Genomic DNA, 15,763 nt, shown 5'->3' with positions numbered 1-15,763 from the left:
AGAATTATGACTGCCGAGGGTGCTGACCGATCAGGATGATCCGCCTTCTCGGCAAGGAGCCATCATGTCCCAACCCCGTGCCCGCATAGCCTCTCAGCTAGGGCTCGCCCTTGCCTTGATACTCGCCCTGGTGATCAGCGGCAGCACCCTGTTCGCCTTGCGTTCGCTGGACTCGGCGAACCTCGACACCCGAGAGGAACACCTGGCCAGTGAAGCCCGCCTGCTGGCCGATCAGCTCAACACGTTCCACGGCAGCCTGCGCGAGAGCACCCAGCGCCTCAGCGGCCTGTTCGAAAACCGCTTCAGCAGCGGCCTGAGCCTGCATCCGGAACAACCGGTGAGCGTGGCCGGGGTGCAGACCCCGGGATTGCACCTGGGGGATGTGGTGCTGAACAACAACTTCGCCGAAGTCGACCAGTTCAAGCAGATGACCGCCGGTGTGGCGACCTTGTTCGTGCGCAGTGGCGATGACTTCGTGCGGGTCAGTACCTCCCTGAGCAAGCAGGATGGCAGCCGCGCCATCGGCACCTTGCTCGACCATGCCCACCCGGCCTATCAGAAACTCATGGCGGGCCAGGGTTATGTGGGCCGGGCCTTGCTCTTCGAACGCTTCTACATGACCCAGTACACCCCGGTGCTGGACCGCAGCGGCAAGGTCATCGCGGTGCTGTTTGTCGGCTTCGATTACACCGATGCGCAAAATGCCCAGTTCGCCAACCTCAAGCGCTTCCGCATCGGCCAGAGCGGCTCCCTGGCCCTGCTCGACGAGCAGAACAAGTGGCTGGTGCCACCGGCCGGCGTGCAGGCGCCGGAGCAGGCGGCGCAGGTCATGGCGCAAGCGGCCAAGGAGCCGGGCAAGGGGCGTTTCTGGAGTGATCAGGGCGAAGACTTCTACAGCCTGGCAGTGCCGTTCGAGGGGGGCCCCTGGTCGGTGGTGGCGAGCATGCCCAAGGCAGAGATCCGCGCGGTGACCTGGAGCGTTGGTATTCGGCTGGTGATCGGCAGCCTGCTGGCCATGCTGCTGGCGGTGGGCGCTACGGTCTGGCTGCTGCGCAGCAAGCTGGCACCGCTGAGCGACCTGGTGCGCCAGGCCCAGGCCCTGGGCGGCGGTGACCTGAGCGCACGGCTGAACGTTGCCAGCCATGACGAAATCGGCCAGTTGGCCCGCAGCTTCAACCAGATGGGCGAAGCCCTGTCGACCATGGTCGAGCACATCCGCCGCTCTGCCGCCGAGGTCAACGGCCGGGCCCAGGTGCTGTCCGGCTTGTCCAGCGGTGCATATGAAGGCATGGAGCAGCAGTCCGGCGAGATCACCAGCATGGCCGGGGCGGTGGAGGAGTTCAGCGCCACCTCGCTGAACATCGCCGACAACATGGGCAGTACCCAGCGCCTGGCCCAGGAAAACGCCCAGCAGACCCATATTGGCCGCACCTCCATGCAAGAGGCCTCGTCTTCCCTGGAACAGATCGCCGGAGCCCTCAACAGCACGGCCACGGTGATCAACACCCTGGGCCAGCGCTCCCAGGAGATCGGCGGAATTGTCGGAGTGATCACCGCGATTGCCGACCAGACCAACCTGCTGGCCCTGAATGCCGCTATCGAGGCCGCCCGGGCCGGTGAGCAGGGCCGCGGTTTTGCCGTGGTGGCGGATGAGGTACGCAACCTGGCCTCGCGTACCCGTGAAGCCACGGATGAAATTTCCCAGATGATCAACAGCATCCAGCAGGAAACCGGCCACGCCATCCAGACCATGGAGCAGGGCAACCGCCTGATGCAGGAAGGCCTGTCGCGCAACGCCGACGTGGCCTCGGCCCTGGCCCTGATCGACGAGCAGAGCCGCAGCGCCGGCGAGCAGTTTGCCGCCATCACCACCGCGACCCAGGAGCAGAGCAGCACCGCCACGGTACTCAGCAGCAATCTGCAGAGCATTGCCCAGGCCAACAGCGAGCAGCGTGAAGTGGTGTCCAACCTGGCGGTCACTGCCCGTGAGCTGGAAACCCTGGCCGCGGACCTGCGCCAGGAAGTCGATCGCTTCCGCTGACGGCTGCCGCCTCGCCCCTCAATCCGGGTTGGGGGGCGAAAGTTGCAATGAGGCCTGATTCGACTAAAACAGATGAGCAGTGGTTTGCCCCAAGGACCTCCCTTTCAGCAGGAGCTGGCATGACTCATCTTTCCCGTTTCGTCCCCCGCGCCCTGGCGCTGTCGGCACTCTTGCTCAGCCCGGCGGCGTTCAGCCAGGAAAGCCCGGCGTTCATCGCCCCGGCTACCTGGAATACCCCGTTCAACGGCATCGCCCAGGTGGCCTGTCACAACTGCTACGAGAAGCAATACGCAAGCACCTTCAGCAGCGTGCTCGACAGTGTGCGCACCCTGGAACTGGACTTCTGGGACCAGCGCGATGCGGTGACCGGCGGCTCGCCCCGGCACTGGTTCGTGCGGCACAACCCCGGCACCCTGTTCCAGTCCGGCAACGACAACAATTGCACGGGCGATGGCACCGGCAAGAACGATCTCGAAGCCTGCCTCAACGACGTCAAGAACTGGAGCGACAACCACCCCGGGCACTTTCCCATCACGGTGATCCTCGACAAGAAGCAGGGCTGGTCGAAGGAAAGTTCGGGGCGCACGCCCAAGGATTTCGATGAGCTGGTGACCCGGGTCTTCCAGGGCAAGCTCTATACCCCCCAGGACCTGGCCACGCACATCGGCAGCAGCGCGGGCGCCTTGCAGGGCAACCTCAAGGGCAAGTCCTGGCCCACCGCCAGCCAGCTTCAGGGCAAGGTCCTGCTGGTGCTCAACCACTCGGAAAACCAGAAGCTCTCGCAGTACGCCGAGGCCCGGACTTCCAGCGCCAAGGTGTTCATCTCGCCGGTGACCAATGGCCAGAACGATGTCAGTGGCAAGGTCAGTGGCATGTCCGGCCAGTCGTCCGGCTACGTGGCCATGAACAACATGTCCAAGGGCGACAAGAAGTGGGCGGCCCAGGCCTTTGCCTACAGCCATGTGGGCCGGGTCTGGGGCGATGACGGGGTGTCGTTCGCCCAGCACATCAGCGAGAAGGTCAACCTCTCGGCCTACTACAAGTTCGCCGAGCAGAACGCCGGCGGCTATCGCATCCGGCCGTTCTGAGCTTCACCGGGGTTCGGTCGGTTCACCGAGCCCCGGGTCCACGCGCTTGCCGATGTCCCGCAGGCGCGCCAGCTGATCGACCATGGTCGGTGCTTCATCGACGCTGCTGACAAAGGTCCACAGGTAGGTCATCACCGCATACACATGGCCGGCCTTGATCTCGGGCGACAGCGCCAACTGGCTGATGGCAATGACGAACAGCACTGCTGCCACAGCGCCAAGGAACAGATAGGCCGCGGCTTCCCGATCCGAGAGCCCGATGCGCAGCCGCGACAGCAGGCGATAGTGACGCTGCAGCGAGACCGCGCCGACCCTGGCCACCAGGCCGATTTCCTTTTCCAGCCGGTTATTCAGGCGTTCGTGCAGTTGCTGGTTGCGCCGGGCAAAACGTGGCAGCAGGGTCATGCACAGCAACAGCGCCGTGAGGCAGGCGAGGCCGATCCAGGGTTCGATCACCAGCAGCATCACTGCCGCCCCGACGATCGACACCAGGGCCGTGGCGATGGTCGGCACGTGCTTTTCGAAGAAGTCGACGAACTCCCGGGCCAGCACCACCCGCGCCGCGGCGGTGGAGGTGTCCTGCTGTTGCAGGCGCTGGTTGAGAATCACCGGCACTGCCAGGTCCGCGTAGATGCGGGTGAAGGTACGGGTGTCCACCGCGCGCCGCGCCGCGCCCACTACCCAGAAGCCCAGCACCACCAGGGCATAGATCAGCGCATGGGCAGCGTCGCCCCGCAGGATCGAATCCACGGCGAAGCCGGCGAACAGCGGGTAGGCCAGCAGCAGGGCGTTTTCCAGGGCCACCAGGGACAAGGTGACGAACAGCTTGCCCGGATAGGCCCGGGCAATGGCCTTGAGGGTCTGGCTGGCGGTCTGCTGGCCGATTTTCTGGGTTGGATCCACGGCGATGAGTGGGGTGACGGCGGACATGAGTGCACCACAAGAGTGATAACGGTTAATATTGAGCGACTGCTCAATTATCTTTGAGCGAACGCTCAAAATGCAAGCGCCGTCCATCCTGGCGCCAAGAGGCCTGATTGCACATGTCGCGTAACGACCGTAAAGACCAGATCATCCAGGCGGCCCTGGAATTATTCCGCAGCAAGGGTTTCGCCGAGGTTTCCACCCGTGACCTGGCCGAGCATGCGGGGCTGTCTCGCAGCCACGTCTATCACTACTTCAGTGACTGGAAGGGGCTGCGCCGCGAAGCCTTCGTGCGGTTTGCCGATGACCAGCTGGAGGCGGTGGGCCAGCCCCTGCGCGGTGCCGCGCCCATGGACGCCTTGCTGGGGTTTCTCCGTGACTGCCTGCCCGATTCCGCCGAAGCCGGCTGGGCGCTGTGGCTCGATGCTTGGGACGAAGCCATGCATGACGCCGAGCTGGCGCAGGCCTACCTGAGGATCAACGGCCAGTGGCGGGACATGCTGGCGGCGATCATTGCCGATGGGGTCCGCACGGGGGTGTTCCGCTGCGCCAGCCCCGAGCGCGCGGCAAGGCAACTGTTCGCCCAGACCATGGGTTACGCCGATGACCTGTTGCTACGGGCCTCCCCCGAAGCTGCCCAGGCGGCGTTGCAGGAAGTCATGGAAGTGGCTGGCCTGCTGCTGGGATTCAAGGGCTGACAGGAAACGGCCAGCGGAGTGGAGTTTGTCCGGCTAGTTGGGGTTTTTGGCCTTGCTGAAACGATTCTTCAGGGCTATAAAAACCGCACAACTCCAAAAAAGGCACTCCTGCATGACTCCGCTGAAACTGCTGGTCACCCTTGGCGCGCTGGCCGCCACCTCCCACGCCATGGCCTGGGACTATGTATTGCTCGATACCGACAAGGCTCCCCGCAACCTGCACCTGACCAGTGAACAGTTGGGGGTCAAGACCGAGCGGCCGTTTTCCGTGACCCTGCGCACCCTGCATGGCGGACGCCAGGAGGGGGTGAGCATCGTCGACATCGACAACGGCGTGATGCAGCTCTCGGTGGTGCCGACCCGGGGCATGAACGTGCTGCAGGCTTCGGTGGGCGATGTGCGCCTGGGCTGGGATTCGCCGGTCAAGGAGGTGGTCAACCCGGCCTTCATCGAGCTTAACGGCCGCGGCGGCCTGGGCTGGCTGGAGGGCTTCAACGAACTGGTGGCCCGCTGTGGCTATGAGTGGGTCGGGCACCCGGGCCTGGACAATGGCGAGCTGCTGACCCTGCACGGCCGCGCTGCCAACATCCCGGCGAGCAAGGTCACGCTGCATATCGACGAGCAACCGCCGTATGCCATTCACCTGCGGGGCGAGCTCAAGGAGCAGGCGTTCAAGAAAGTGGATTTCAGCGTCGCCACCGAACTGGTGACCGAACCCGGCAGCACCCGGTTTGCGCTCAACGACACCCTGACCAACAACGGCGACTACCCCAAGGAATACCAGGCGCTCTACCACAGTAACTTCAGTACGCCGTTCCTGGAGCAGGGGGCGAAGTTCGCCGCGCCGGTGAAGCAGGTTTCGCCGTTCAATGACAAGGCCCGGGCCGACCTGGCGGACTGGCAGACCTATCGCGGCCCGACCCGCGACTACGACGAAACCGTGTACAACCTCGTGCCCTACGCCGACGCTCAGGGCGAGACCCTGGCGGTGTTGCATAACAAGGCCGGGAGCCTGGGTGTTTCCCTGGGCTTCAACACTCGACAACTGCCGGTGTTTTCCCTGTGGAAAAACACCGACACCCAGGGCCAGGGTTATGTGACGGGTTTGGAACCGGGCACCAGCTTTTCCTACAACCGCCGTTACCAGCGCCCGTTGCATCTAGTGCCGAGCATTGGCGCCAAGGAGCAGCGGCAATTCCAGATTCGCTACAGCCTGTTGGCCGATAAAGCCGCGGTGGATAAAGCCCTGAGCCGTGTCAGCCAGATCCAGGATGGGCGTCAGACCGAAGTGCGGCCAACACCCTTGGTAGACCTGCCCCGGGAATGAACCTTCAATCGGCGCTGGGCCGGTAATGCAGGGCTTCGGCCAGGTGCTCGCGGCTGATTCGCGCGGCCTGTTCCAGGTCCGCCAGGGTACGCGCCACCTTGAGCAAACGGTGAGCGGCCCGCAACGACAGGCCCAGGCGTTCGCAGGCCGCTTCCAGCCAGCGCTCGTCGGTTGTGGATAATTTGCAGTGGCGACGCAGGCCGGGCAGGTCGAGAAAGGCGTTGGCGCAGCCCTGGCGCTCGCGTTGCAGCTCGCGGGCCCCGGCGACCCTGGTGGCGGCTGCGGCGCTGTCATTGCCCGGTTGCGGCTCGGGGTTGAGGGCGGTGGCTTCGCGGGCCACGGTCAGGTGCAGGTCGATGCGATCCAGCAGCGGCCCGGATAACTTGTTGCGATAGCGCTGGATCTGCTCCGGTGTGCAACGGCAGCGTCCGCTGGGCTCGCCAAGATATCCACAGGGGCAGGGGTTCATCGCTGCCACCAATTGGAAGCGTGCCGGGAACTGCACCCGGTCCCGGGCTCGGGCAATGACGATCTGCCCGGACTCCATGGGCTCGCGCAGCACTTCCAGGACCTTGCGGTCGAACTCCGGCAGTTCATCGAGAAACAGCACGCCGTGATGGGCCAGGGTGATTTCCCCGGGCTGGGGTTTCGAGCCGCCTCCGACCAGTGCCGCACCCGAAGCCGAATGGTGGGGCTGGCGAAACGGCCGCTGTGGCCAGTAGCGCAGGGGCTTGTGGCTGGCCACCGACTGGATCGCCGCGACTTCCAGGGCTTCATCTTCCTGCAGCGGTGGCAGCAGGCCGGGCAAGCGGCTGGCCAACAGGGTCTTGCCGGTGCCTGGCGGGCCGCTGAACAACAGGTTGTGGGCGCCCGCCGCGGCGATCAGCAGGGCGCGCTTGGCGGCGAGCTGGCCTTGCACTTCGCTGAGATCGGGGTAGGGGAAGTGGCTCTGCACCAGGCCGCCGCTGACATAGGGCGCAATCGGCGCGTGGCCGTTGAAATGGGCAACGGCCTCCAGCAGATGATCCACCGCGATCACCTTTAGGCCGCTGGCCAGGCAGGCTTCTTCGGCATTGGCCCGGGGCACCAGCAGGGTATGCCCGGCGTCGCGTGCCGCCAGTGCGGCGGGCAGTACGCCGCGTACCGGGCGCACCGCGCCGGAGAGTGCCAGCTCCCCCAGGCATTCGATGTTGTCCAGGGCCAGGGCCGGCACCTGCACGCTGGCGGCAAGGATGCCCAGGGCGATGGCCAGATCGAAGCGCCCGCCGTCCTTGGGCAGGTCCGCCGGCGCCAGGTTGAGGGTGATGCGCCGGGCCGGAAAGTTGAACCCGGCATTGAGGATTGCACTGCGCACCCGGTCCTTGCTTTCCTTGACCGCGGCTTCCGGCAGGCCCACCAGGGTCAGGCTCGGCAAGCCGTTGGCCAGGTGCACTTCAACACTGACAGCCGGAGCCTGGACGCCGACCTGGGCACGGCTGTGGATGATTGCCAGGGACATGGGGAGAGCTTCCTTGCGACAGCGGGAACCGCGTCCTGCGGTGCTGCAAGGATAGATGAGGGGGCTGGCCAGAGGAGCGCCCGAATGGGCACAGGATATGTCGTCGGTGCACGAGCCTTCGCCGGCAAGCCAGTTCCTACAGGACAGGTCTGTAGGAGCCGGCCTGCCGGCGAACCCGGATTCAGATCACTGCGCTACCGGGTTCAGCCGGGCTTCCAGCTCCGCCACCTTGGCTTCGAGGCTTTCCAGGCGCGCGCGAGTGCGGGCCAGGACCACCATCTGGCTGTCGAATTCTTCCCGGCTGACCAGGTCCAGCTTGCTGAAGCCGCTTTGTAGCAGGGCCTTGAGCTGGCTTTCGATTTCATTGCGGGGCAGGGGTGTTTCACCGCTGAGCAACCGCGAGGCGTGGCCGCTCAGGGCGTCGAGAAGGTCTTTGGGCGCGAGCATGGGAGAGTCCTGAATTGCAGTCGGCCCGCAGTGTATCACGCAGCAACGACGCTCCAGGTGGCCCCGGGTTGCACGTTTTTCGCGCATCTGGCCGGGCGCCAGCGCACCGTTTTTGTGCGTATCCCGGGTGCCGTTTTCCCGCATTCCCTGCCGGCTCGGGGCAAGGGACTGAAATCACTGATTTTTCCCGAGCTGGCAAGCTTTCTGCTTAGACCCTGGTGACCCATGCACTGATGCAGTCGCTGTGACGAATGCAGTGCGGCAGGCGGAGCGGGGAGTGTTTCGTCAGACAGCGGTTAGCTGGCGTCGGTCGGGCTGAGGAAGGCCGACGGTGCGTTACAAAGCCAGGCACTGCGCTTAGACTTGAGTCGGGTTTGTTTTCCTGGGGCAAGTCCACCAATTCGGGAGAGAGTTTCATGAAGCTAGTCACTGCCATCATCAAGCCGTTCAAGTTGGACGACGTGCGCGAGTCGCTGTCCGAGATCGGCGTGCAGGGCATTACCGTCACTGAAGTCAAAGGCTTCGGCCGGCAGAAGGGTCACACCGAGCTGTATCGCGGTGCGGAGTACGTGGTGGATTTCCTGCCCAAGGTGAAGATCGATGTCGCCATTGACGACAAGGATCTTGACCGGGTTATCGAGGCGATAACCAAGGCCGCCAACACCGGCAAGATCGGTGACGGCAAGATCTTCGTGGTCAATCTGGAACAGGCTATTCGCATCCGTACCGGCGAAACCGATACCGACGCAATCTAAGCCGCCAAACCCAACGCCCCAGGAGAAAACAATATGACTCTGCGTAAATTCGCAGGGCTAGGAGCCCTTTTGTCCCTCGTAATGCCAGGCCTGGCCATGGCGGCAGACGAAGCGGCGGCTCCAGTCCTCAACTCCGGCGATACCGCCTGGATGCTGACCTCCACAGCCCTGGTGCTGTTCATGACCATTCCTGGCCTGGCGCTGTTCTACGGCGGCATGGTGCGGTCGAAAAACATTCTTTCGGTAATGATGCAGTGCTTCGCCATTACCGGCCTGATCACTGTCCTGTGGTTCATCTACGGCTACAGCATGGCGTTCGACACCACCGGGATGGAAGCCGGCGTGGTCAACCTCAATTCCTTCGTGGGCGGTTTCTCCAAGGCCTTCCTGGCGGGCATCACCCCGGCCAGCCTGACCGGCCCGGCTGCGCTGTTCCCTGAAGCGGTGTTCGTCACCTTCCAGATGACCTTCGCCATCATCACTCCAGCGCTGATCGTCGGTGCCTTCGCCGAGCGGATGAAATTCTCCGCCATGCTGATCTTCATGGGCGTGTGGTTCACCCTGGTGTATGCGCCGATCGCCCATATGGTCTGGAGCGGTCCGGGCTCGCTGCTGGGCGACTGGGGCGTGCTGGACTTTGCCGGCGGCACCGTAGTGCACATCAACGCCGGTATCGCGGGCCTGGTGGCCTGCCTGGTGCTGGGCAAGCGCAAGGGTTTCCCGACCACGCCGATGGCGCCACACAACCTGGGTTACACCCTGATGGGCGCAGCCATGCTGTGGATCGGCTGGTTCGGCTTCAACGCCGGTTCCGCCGCTGCCGCCAACGGCACCGCCGGCATGGCCATGCTGGTCACGCAGATCGCGACGGCTGCCGCCGCCCTGGGCTGGATGTTTGCCGAGTGGATCACCCACGGCAAGCCTAGCGCGCTGGGCATCGCTTCGGGTGTGGTCGCAGGCCTGGTGGCAATCACTCCGGCTGCCGGTACCGTTGGCCCGATGGGCGCCCTGATCATCGGTCTGGCGGCCGGTGTGGTGTGCTTCTTCTGCGCCACCAGCCTCAAGCGCAAGCTGGGATATGACGATTCCCTGGACGCCTTTGGCGTGCACGGCATCGGCGGTATTCTCGGTGCGATCCTCACCGGTGTGTTCGCTGCTCCGTCCCTGGGTGGCTTCGGCACCGTGACCGATGTTGCCGCTCAGGTCTGGATCCAGGCCAAGGGCGTGGGTTTCACGGTGATTTACACCGCGATCGTCACCTTCATCATCCTCAAGGTTCTGGACGCGGTCATGGGGCTGCGGGTGAGCGAGGAAGAAGAGGCGGTCGGCCTCGATCTGGCACAACACAACGAGCGTGGTTACAACCTGTAATCGCGCAAGAAAAAAAGCCCGGCTCCGGCCGGGCATTTTTTTGCCTGATGTTTGTCATTGAGAAAGGCTGAAAGGATTTTCTGACAAGCATTGGCGTGTTTGCCGTGACGATTTCCGGCAGGGCAAATGCTTACACTAAAGCAGGATTATTCGGCGCTTTGTTTTTTCCCTGAGCGCGCTAGAATGCGCGCCGAAGCGTGGAGATCGGTATGTGGCAACAGACCCTGATTACCCTGCGGGCCAGGCCCCGGGGCTTTCATCTGGTGACGGACGAGTTGCTCGCCGGCCTGCCTGAGTTGAAGGCATGTCGGGTTGGTCTGCTGCATCTGTGGCTGCAACATACCTCGGCCTCGTTGACCATCAACGAGAACGCCGATCCGGCGGTACGGCGTGACTTCGAGCGTTACTTCAACACCCTGGTGCCTCAAGGCATGGCCGGGTACGAACATAACGACGAAGGCGCGGATGACCTGCCGGCGCACTTCAAGGCCAGTTTGCTAGGCTGTCAGCTGACTTTGCCGGTAGCGGCGGGGCGTCTGGCGTTGGGCATCTGGCAAGGCGTTTATCTGGGCGAGCATCGCGATCATGGCGGTGCTCGCAAAGTCCTTGCCACCTTGCACGGTGATAAGGCATAAGCCGCTGAGTATCAGTGGACGTTGATTTTTTTCCAGCGGCCTTCGACAGTCGGCACAGCTGGGCTATAACTAATCTGCTTTTCGCAAGTCATGAGGTAGAACATGAGCGACGATGATCTGGAAAACGACGACCTCGAAGTAGGTGACGAAGACGAAACCGAAGAAGGTCTTGAAGCGGCCGCCGACGATGTGGCGGAAGACGATGGCAGTGATGTTCCTGCTCCAACCGCCAAAGGCAAGGCCAAGGCTGCCGTCTCGGTAGACGAGCTGCCGAGTGTAGAAGCCAAGAACAAGGAGCGTGATGCACTGGCGCGTGCCATGGAAGAGTTCCTGGCCCGTGGCGGCAAAGTGCAGGAAGTCGAGGCCAACGTGGTCGCCGATCCGCCCAAGAAGCCTGATAACAAGTACGGCAGCCGGCCTATCTGAGCCTTGCACCTTGCTTGCTGAAAAAGCCCGCCGTCGCTGCGGGCTTTTTCATGGGCACCCTTCTCGGAAACGGCCCCGAGCGCCGGCGCTTGCTGTAGGAGCGAGCTTGCTCGCGAAAGCGCCGGTTCAGGCGCCGCGATGCCAGCGGGCAAGCAGCCCGGGTAGTTCAATCAGGCTGCGGATCTCGGCGTCTGGCGCGCGTTCGGCTTCCCAGGTCTTGCCGTTGGGATTGAACCAGATCGCACGCAGCCCTGCCTGCTGTGCGCCGGCAATGTCATCCCCCGGGTGGTCGCCGATATGCACGGCGGTGTCGGCAGTCGCTTCGCCACGCTGCAAGGCTTCGTGGAACAGCCGGGCGTCGGGCTTGGCGATGCCGATGTCCTCGGCGCACAGCGCGAACTTGAAATAGTCCGCCAGGCCCAGGCGGCGCACGTCGGCGTTGCCGTTGGTGACCACGCCAAGGGCGAAGTGATTGGCCAGGGCTTCCAGGGTCGGCTGGACTTCTGGAAAGATCTCCAGCTGATGCCGGGCATGCAGGAAAACTTCAAAACTCTGGTCGGCCAACTGGTTGGCCTGGGCATGGTCATACCCGGCTTCTTCCAGGGCATGAAACAGCACCTGGCGGCGCAGGGCGCTGATCCTGTGCTTGAGGTTCGGCTGGGCGAGCAGCACCCGCTCGCGAATGGTCCACAGATGCTCCACCGGCACGCCTCCGAGATTGGGTGCGTGTTCGGTCAGCCACTGGCGCAGGGTGGCTTCGGCACTGACGATGACCGGGGCGGTATCCCACAGGGTGTCGTCGAGGTCGAAGGTGATCAGCTTGATGGTCATTACTCACCGCCTTTGTTGCGTTTGGCCCGTGGGTGGGCGCTGTCGTAGACCGCCGCCAGGTGCTGGAAGTCCAGGTGGGTGTAGATCTGCGTGGTCTTGATGTCCGAATGCCCCAGCAGCTCCTGCACGGCGCGCAGGTCCTGGGAGGATTCCAGCAAATGGCTGGCAAAGGAATGGCGCAGCATGTGCGGGTGCAGGTTCTGCCCCAGTTCGCGCTCGCCGGCGGCCTTGACCCGCAGCTGGATGGCCCGCGGCCCCAGGCGCCGGCCCTTCTGGCTGACGAACAGGGCACCATCAGGCGGGTTGCTCAGGGCGCGCAGGGGGAGCCATTGCTCCAGGGCTGACCGAGCCTTCTTGCCCACCGGCAGGACCCGGGTCTTGCTGCCCTTGCCATGGACCTGCACCAGGCCGTCCGCCAGGTCCAGCTGATCGAGGTTGAGGCTGGTCAGTTCGGAAAGGCGCAGGCCGCAGGAGTAGAAAAGTTCGAGAATCGCCTGGTCGCGGTGGGCCAGGAAGTCGTCTTCCACGGCGCCATCGAGCAACTGCAGGGTGCGGTCGGTGTCCAGGGTCTTGGGCAGGCGTCGTTCGCCCTTGGGCGGCGCCAGGCCGTTGGCCGGGTCGTGAGTGCACAAGCCTTCGCGGTTCAGGTAGTGGTAGAGCCCGCGTACCGCTGACAGCAGGCGCGCCAGGCTGCGGGACGACTGGCCCTGCTGGTGCAGGCGGGCAATCAGGCTGCGCAGGCCTTGGATGTCCAGGTCGGTCCAGCTGCGCACCTGCATTTTCTCGCAGAACCCCAGTACCTTCTCGAGGTCGCGCCGGTAGGCTTGCAGGGTGTGGGGCGACACCTGGCGCTCACTGCGCAGATGCGCGCAGTAGGCGTCCAGCTGTTGTTGCATGGTCAGCGTACCGAGCGCAGCGAGTGGGTGAAGCGCGGCAGAACGCGGCCGGTGACTTCGGCGATGTAGTTGAGGAACAGGGTGCCCACCGAGCTCTTGTAGTGCTGCGGATCACGGCTGGCTATCGCGAGTACGCCATGCATGCCCTGATGTGCCAGGGCCACCACAGCGGTAGAACCGATCTGCTTGCGCTGCTCTTCGCCGAAAAGGAAATCCAGCTCGTGTTCGCGCAGGCTGCCGCTGACGCTCTTGCCTTCGGACAACAGGCCGCCGATGGCGCCCTGGGCTTCGGCGGCGGAGACCCAGCGACCCACCGGCATGGCGCTGTCGCTGAACAGGATCAGGCTGACGAAGGGCACCTGGAAATCCTGGCGCAGGCTGTCTTCGACGCTCATCACCACTTCTTCCAGGCTGGTGGCGTCCATCAGCGCGAGGATCAGGCGGCGGGTCTTGTCGAACAGCCGGTCGTTGTCCCGGGCCACGTCCATCAGCTGCGACAGGCGATGGCGCATCTCGATGTTGCGCTCGCGCAGGATCTTCATCTGCCGCTCCACCAGCGATACGGTGTCGCCGCGCTGATGGGGAATGCGCAAGGCCGGGAGCAGTTCATCGTGGTCGACGAAGAAGTCCGGATGGGCCTCCAGGTAGGCGGCGACGGCTGCCGCCTCCAGGTTTTCGGACGGTGATTGGTCGGGCGTTTCGGCAGGAACCTGCGGCTGATCAGTCATGGATTTCGCTCACTTAAAGACGCACCTGTCCTTCGTATACGCGCACTGCCGGGCCGGTCATCATCACCGGTTGGCCAGGGCCTGCCCATTCAATGGACAGGCGCCCGCCCGGCAGGTCGATCAATAGGGGCGAATCCATCCACCCCTGGCTGATCGCGGCCACAGCAGCAGCGCAGGCACCGGTGCCGCAGGCCTGGGTTTCCCCGGCGCCGCGTTCCCAGACCCGCAGTTGCGCGCGCTGGCGGTCCAGGACCTGGAGAAAACCGACGTTGACCCGCGCCGGGAAGCGCGGGTGGTGTTCGATCTTCGGACCCAGCTCGTGCACCGGCGCGCTGTTGATGTCATCCACCCGCAACACGGCGTGGGGGTTGCCCATGGACACCGCGGCCAACTGCACCTGGCGGCCATCGACGTCCAGGGTGTAGCTGTCGGCCTGGGCCGGCGCCTGGAACGGAATGTCCGCCGGTACCAGGCGCGGCGCGCCCATGTTGACGCTGATCTGGCCGTCGTTGCGGATATCCAGCTCGATCACGCCGCTCTTGGTCTCGACGCGGATCTGGCGCTTGGTGGTCAGGCGCTTGTCCAGCACGAAGCGGGCAAAGCAGCGTGCACCATTGCCGCACTGTTCCACTTCGGAGCCGTCGGAGTTGAAGATCCGGTAGCGGAAATCCACATCCGGGTTGCTCGGGGCCTCGACGATCAGCAACTGATCGAAGCCAATCCCGGTATTGCGATCACCCCATTGTTTGGCGTGCTTGGGCAGAATATGCGCGTGCTGGCTGACCAGGTCGAGAACCATGAAGTCATTGCCCAGGCCGTGCATCTTGGTAAAACGCAGCAGCATGGTCTTACTCCGGCAGCAGGCTTTCGCCAGCGAATAACTCGGCTACCGTCTCGCGGCGACGTACTTCAACAGCCTGGTCACCATCGACCAGTACTTCTGCGGCACGGCCGCGGGTGTTGTAGTTCGAGCTCATGACGAAACCATAGGCACCAGCGGAATGCACCGCCAGCAGGTCACCCTCGGCCAGGGCCAGGGTGCGTTCCTTGGCGAGGAAGTCGCCAGTTTCACAGATCGGGCCGACGATGTCGTAGGTACGGGGTTCGGTATCTCGCGGGCGCACGGCGCTGACATCCATCCAGGCCTGGTACAGCGCCGGGCGGATCAGGTCGTTCATGGCGCCGTCGACGATGGCGAAATCCTTGTGTTCGGTGTGCTTGAGGTATTCGACCCGGGTCAGCAGGACGCCGGCGTTGGCCACGATGAAGCGGCCCGGTTCGAATACCAGGGCCAGGTCGCGACCGTCCAGGCGCTCGCGCACGGCCTTGACGTAGTCGGCGGCCAGCGGTGGCTCTTCGTCGCGATAGCGCACGCCCAGGCCGCCACCCAGATCGATGTGGCGCAGGTAGATGCCGCATTCACCGAGGCGGTCCACCAGGTCCAGCAGGCGGTCGAGGGCGTCGATAAAGGGTTCCAGGGTGGTCAGTTGCGAGCCGATATGGCAGTCGACACCGACGATTTCCAGGTTCGGCAGCTGCGCGGCGCGGATGTACACATCCTCGGCGGTGGCAATGTCGATGCCGAACTTGTTTTCCTTGAGCCCGGTGGAGATATAGGGGTGAGTGCCGGCATCCACGTCCGGATTGACCCGCAGCGAGACCGGTGCACGAACGCCCAGCTCGGCCGCTACCAGCTGCAGGCGCTCCAGCTCCTCGGCGGACTCGACGTTGAAGCAGTGGACGCCGACTTCCAGGGCACGACGCATGTCGTCACGGGTCTTGCCAACACCGGAGAAGACAATCTTGTCGGCTTGCCCGCCCGCAGCCAGGACCCGCTCCAGCTCGCCCCGGGAGACGATGTCGAAACCGGCGCCCAGGCGCGCCAGGACATTCAGTACGCCCAGGTTGGAGTTGGCTTTTACCGCGAAGCAAACCAGGTGCGGCATGCCGGACAGGGCCTGGGCATAGGCCTGGTACTGGGCTTCGATGTGCGCACGGGAATAGACGTAGGTGGGCGTACCGAAACGTTCGGCAATGGCGGACAGGGCTACGCCTTCCGCGAACAGCTCCCCGTCGCGGTAGTTAAAAGCGTCCATGG

The 15,763-nt window shown here is 64.0% G+C and carries 16 protein-coding genes and 1 pseudogene; 9 read left to right on the top strand and 8 right to left on the bottom strand.

The features are described from left to right. Positions 1–64 precede the first annotated feature (64 nt). The 3 genes and pseudogenes from M2395_RS31960 to M2395_RS25190 form a co-directional block, all read left to right on the top strand. Positions 65–1,186 (top strand): annotated as a pseudogene (locus M2395_RS31960) (Cache 3/Cache 2 fusion domain-containing protein); the annotation flags it as partial. Continuing rightward, the gene (locus tag M2395_RS31955) at positions 1,181–2,041 is read left to right on the top strand and encodes a methyl-accepting chemotaxis protein (protein ID WP_373873525.1); all 861 of its coding nucleotides are present in this window, start codon (positions 1,181–1,183) and stop codon (positions 2,039–2,041) included. The pseudogene M2395_RS31960 and the gene M2395_RS31955, both read left to right, overlap by 6 nt. Positions 2,042–2,160: 119 nt before the next feature. Then, the gene (locus M2395_RS25190) at positions 2,161–3,129 is read left to right on the top strand and encodes a Ca2+-dependent phosphoinositide-specific phospholipase C (protein WP_015637460.1); all 969 of its coding nucleotides are present in this window, start codon (positions 2,161–2,163) and stop codon (positions 3,127–3,129) included. A 3-nt stretch (positions 3,130–3,132) separates the two neighbouring features. On the opposite strand, the gene M2395_RS25185 is transcribed toward M2395_RS25190, so the two are convergent. Next, positions 3,133–4,059, bottom strand: coding sequence for an ABC transporter six-transmembrane domain-containing protein (locus M2395_RS25185; protein ID WP_169892424.1), 927 nt, complete (start codon positions 4,057–4,059; stop codon positions 3,133–3,135). A gap of 113 nt (positions 4,060–4,172) precedes the next feature. Here M2395_RS25185 and M2395_RS25180 point away from each other — a divergent pair, with 113 nt between their 5' ends. Together M2395_RS25180 and M2395_RS25175 are read left to right on the top strand one after the other, a co-directional pair. After that, positions 4,173–4,751 carry a TetR/AcrR family transcriptional regulator gene (locus M2395_RS25180; protein WP_077934948.1) on the top strand — a complete coding sequence of 193 codons (579 nt, stop codon included), beginning with the start codon at positions 4,173–4,175 and terminating at the stop codon, positions 4,749–4,751. 112 nt (positions 4,752–4,863) lie between these two features. Continuing rightward, a complete protein-coding gene (locus M2395_RS25175; RefSeq protein WP_123431107.1) occupies positions 4,864–6,078 on the top strand; it encodes an aldose 1-epimerase family protein in 1,215 nt (404 codons plus the stop codon). A gap of 4 nt (positions 6,079–6,082) precedes the next feature. Here M2395_RS25175 and M2395_RS25170 read toward each other — a convergent pair whose 3' ends face one another. Beyond that, a complete protein-coding gene (locus M2395_RS25170; protein ID WP_123431106.1) occupies positions 6,083–7,576 on the bottom strand; it encodes a YifB family Mg chelatase-like AAA ATPase in 1,494 nt (497 codons plus the stop codon). 186 nt (positions 7,577–7,762) lie between these two features. Continuing rightward, entirely contained in the window at positions 7,763–8,023 is a 261-nt protein-coding gene (locus M2395_RS25165; RefSeq protein ID WP_015637456.1) for an accessory factor UbiK family protein, read from the bottom strand. Between the two features lie 416 nt (positions 8,024–8,439). Between M2395_RS25165 and glnK the strand changes: the two genes are divergently transcribed. The 4 genes from glnK (at position 8,440) to sutA (ending at position 11,210) form a co-directional block, all read left to right on the top strand. Further along, entirely contained in the window at positions 8,440–8,778 is a 339-nt protein-coding gene (gene glnK, locus M2395_RS25160; RefSeq protein ID WP_002555808.1) for a P-II family nitrogen regulator, read from the top strand. A gap of 33 nt (positions 8,779–8,811) precedes the next feature. Next, positions 8,812–10,149 (top strand): ammonium transporter, encoded by a 1,338-nt coding sequence (locus M2395_RS25155; RefSeq protein WP_011064191.1) that lies wholly within the window; start codon positions 8,812–8,814, stop codon positions 10,147–10,149. Positions 10,150–10,358: 209 nt separating this feature from the next. Beyond that, positions 10,359–10,784 (top strand): secondary thiamine-phosphate synthase enzyme YjbQ, encoded by a 426-nt coding sequence (locus tag M2395_RS25150; protein WP_011064190.1) that lies wholly within the window; start codon positions 10,359–10,361, stop codon positions 10,782–10,784. A gap of 102 nt (positions 10,785–10,886) precedes the next feature. Further along, positions 10,887–11,210: a transcriptional regulator SutA gene (sutA, locus tag M2395_RS25145; protein ID WP_007926654.1), complete on the top strand. Its 324-nt coding sequence runs from the start codon at positions 10,887–10,889 to the stop codon at positions 11,208–11,210. Positions 11,211–11,336: 126 nt separating this feature from the next. On the opposite strand, the gene M2395_RS25140 is transcribed toward sutA, so the two are convergent. From M2395_RS25140 to lysA, 5 genes are read right to left on the bottom strand one after another with little or no spacing between them, the layout of a single operon-like run. Then, positions 11,337–12,041, bottom strand: a complete 705-nt coding sequence (locus M2395_RS25140) for an HAD family hydrolase (protein ID WP_123431105.1) — start codon at positions 12,039–12,041, stop codon at positions 11,337–11,339. Then, positions 12,041–12,937 (bottom strand): tyrosine recombinase XerC, encoded by an 897-nt coding sequence (gene xerC, locus M2395_RS25135; protein WP_011064188.1) that lies wholly within the window; start codon positions 12,935–12,937, stop codon positions 12,041–12,043. The genes M2395_RS25140 and xerC overlap by 1 nt, the downstream gene beginning before the upstream one ends. Before the next feature lie 2 nt (positions 12,938–12,939). Then, entirely contained in the window at positions 12,940–13,665 is a 726-nt protein-coding gene (locus M2395_RS25130; protein WP_011064187.1) for a DUF484 family protein, read from the bottom strand. Between the two features lie 13 nt (positions 13,666–13,678). Then, positions 13,679–14,509 carry a diaminopimelate epimerase gene (dapF, locus tag M2395_RS25125; RefSeq protein WP_011064186.1) on the bottom strand — a complete coding sequence of 277 codons (831 nt, stop codon included), beginning with the start codon at positions 14,507–14,509 and terminating at the stop codon, positions 13,679–13,681. Positions 14,510–14,513: 4 nt separating this feature from the next. Further along, a complete protein-coding gene (lysA, locus tag M2395_RS25120; protein WP_015637453.1) occupies positions 14,514–15,761 on the bottom strand; it encodes a diaminopimelate decarboxylase in 1,248 nt (415 codons plus the stop codon). Positions 15,762–15,763 lie beyond the last annotated feature (2 nt).

This window comes from Pseudomonas sp. BIGb0176, from assembly GCF_024810175.1.
Taxonomy (GTDB): domain Bacteria; phylum Pseudomonadota; class Gammaproteobacteria; order Pseudomonadales; family Pseudomonadaceae; genus Aquipseudomonas; species Aquipseudomonas protegens.
This window is presented reverse-complemented; position numbering and strand designations above follow the sequence as displayed.

What these genes read in the sequence shown, in the direction of transcription:
- M2395_RS31955 (WP_373873525.1), top strand. Translation starts at nt 1,181, where the DNA reads ATGGGCGAAGCCCTGTCGACCATGGTCGAGCACATCCGCCGCTCTGCC.
- M2395_RS25190 (WP_015637460.1), top strand. Translation starts at nt 2,161, where the DNA reads ATGACTCATCTTTCCCGTTTCGTCCCCCGCGCCCTGGCGCTGTCGGCA.
- M2395_RS25185 (WP_169892424.1), bottom strand. Translation starts at nt 4,059, where the DNA reads ATGTCCGCCGTCACCCCACTCATCGCCGTGGATCCAACCCAGAAAATC.
- M2395_RS25180 (WP_077934948.1), top strand. Translation starts at nt 4,173, where the DNA reads ATGTCGCGTAACGACCGTAAAGACCAGATCATCCAGGCGGCCCTGGAA.
- M2395_RS25175 (WP_123431107.1), top strand. Translation starts at nt 4,864, where the DNA reads ATGACTCCGCTGAAACTGCTGGTCACCCTTGGCGCGCTGGCCGCCACC.
- M2395_RS25170 (WP_123431106.1), bottom strand. Translation starts at nt 7,576, where the DNA reads ATGTCCCTGGCAATCATCCACAGCCGTGCCCAGGTCGGCGTCCAGGCT.
- M2395_RS25165 (WP_015637456.1), bottom strand. Translation starts at nt 8,023, where the DNA reads ATGCTCGCGCCCAAAGACCTTCTCGACGCCCTGAGCGGCCACGCCTCG.
- glnK (WP_002555808.1), top strand. Translation starts at nt 8,440, where the DNA reads ATGAAGCTAGTCACTGCCATCATCAAGCCGTTCAAGTTGGACGACGTG.
- M2395_RS25155 (WP_011064191.1), top strand. Translation starts at nt 8,812, where the DNA reads ATGACTCTGCGTAAATTCGCAGGGCTAGGAGCCCTTTTGTCCCTCGTA.
- M2395_RS25150 (WP_011064190.1), top strand. Translation starts at nt 10,359, where the DNA reads ATGTGGCAACAGACCCTGATTACCCTGCGGGCCAGGCCCCGGGGCTTT.
- sutA (WP_007926654.1), top strand. Translation starts at nt 10,887, where the DNA reads ATGAGCGACGATGATCTGGAAAACGACGACCTCGAAGTAGGTGACGAA.
- M2395_RS25140 (WP_123431105.1), bottom strand. Translation starts at nt 12,041, where the DNA reads ATGACCATCAAGCTGATCACCTTCGACCTCGACGACACCCTGTGGGAT.
- xerC (WP_011064188.1), bottom strand. Translation starts at nt 12,937, where the DNA reads ATGCAACAACAGCTGGACGCCTACTGCGCGCATCTGCGCAGTGAGCGC.
- M2395_RS25130 (WP_011064187.1), bottom strand. Translation starts at nt 13,665, where the DNA reads ATGACTGATCAGCCGCAGGTTCCTGCCGAAACGCCCGACCAATCACCG.
- dapF (WP_011064186.1), bottom strand. Translation starts at nt 14,509, where the DNA reads ATGCTGCTGCGTTTTACCAAGATGCACGGCCTGGGCAATGACTTCATG.
- lysA (WP_015637453.1), bottom strand. Translation starts at nt 15,761, where the DNA reads ATGGACGCTTTTAACTACCGCGACGGGGAGCTGTTCGCGGAAGGCGTA.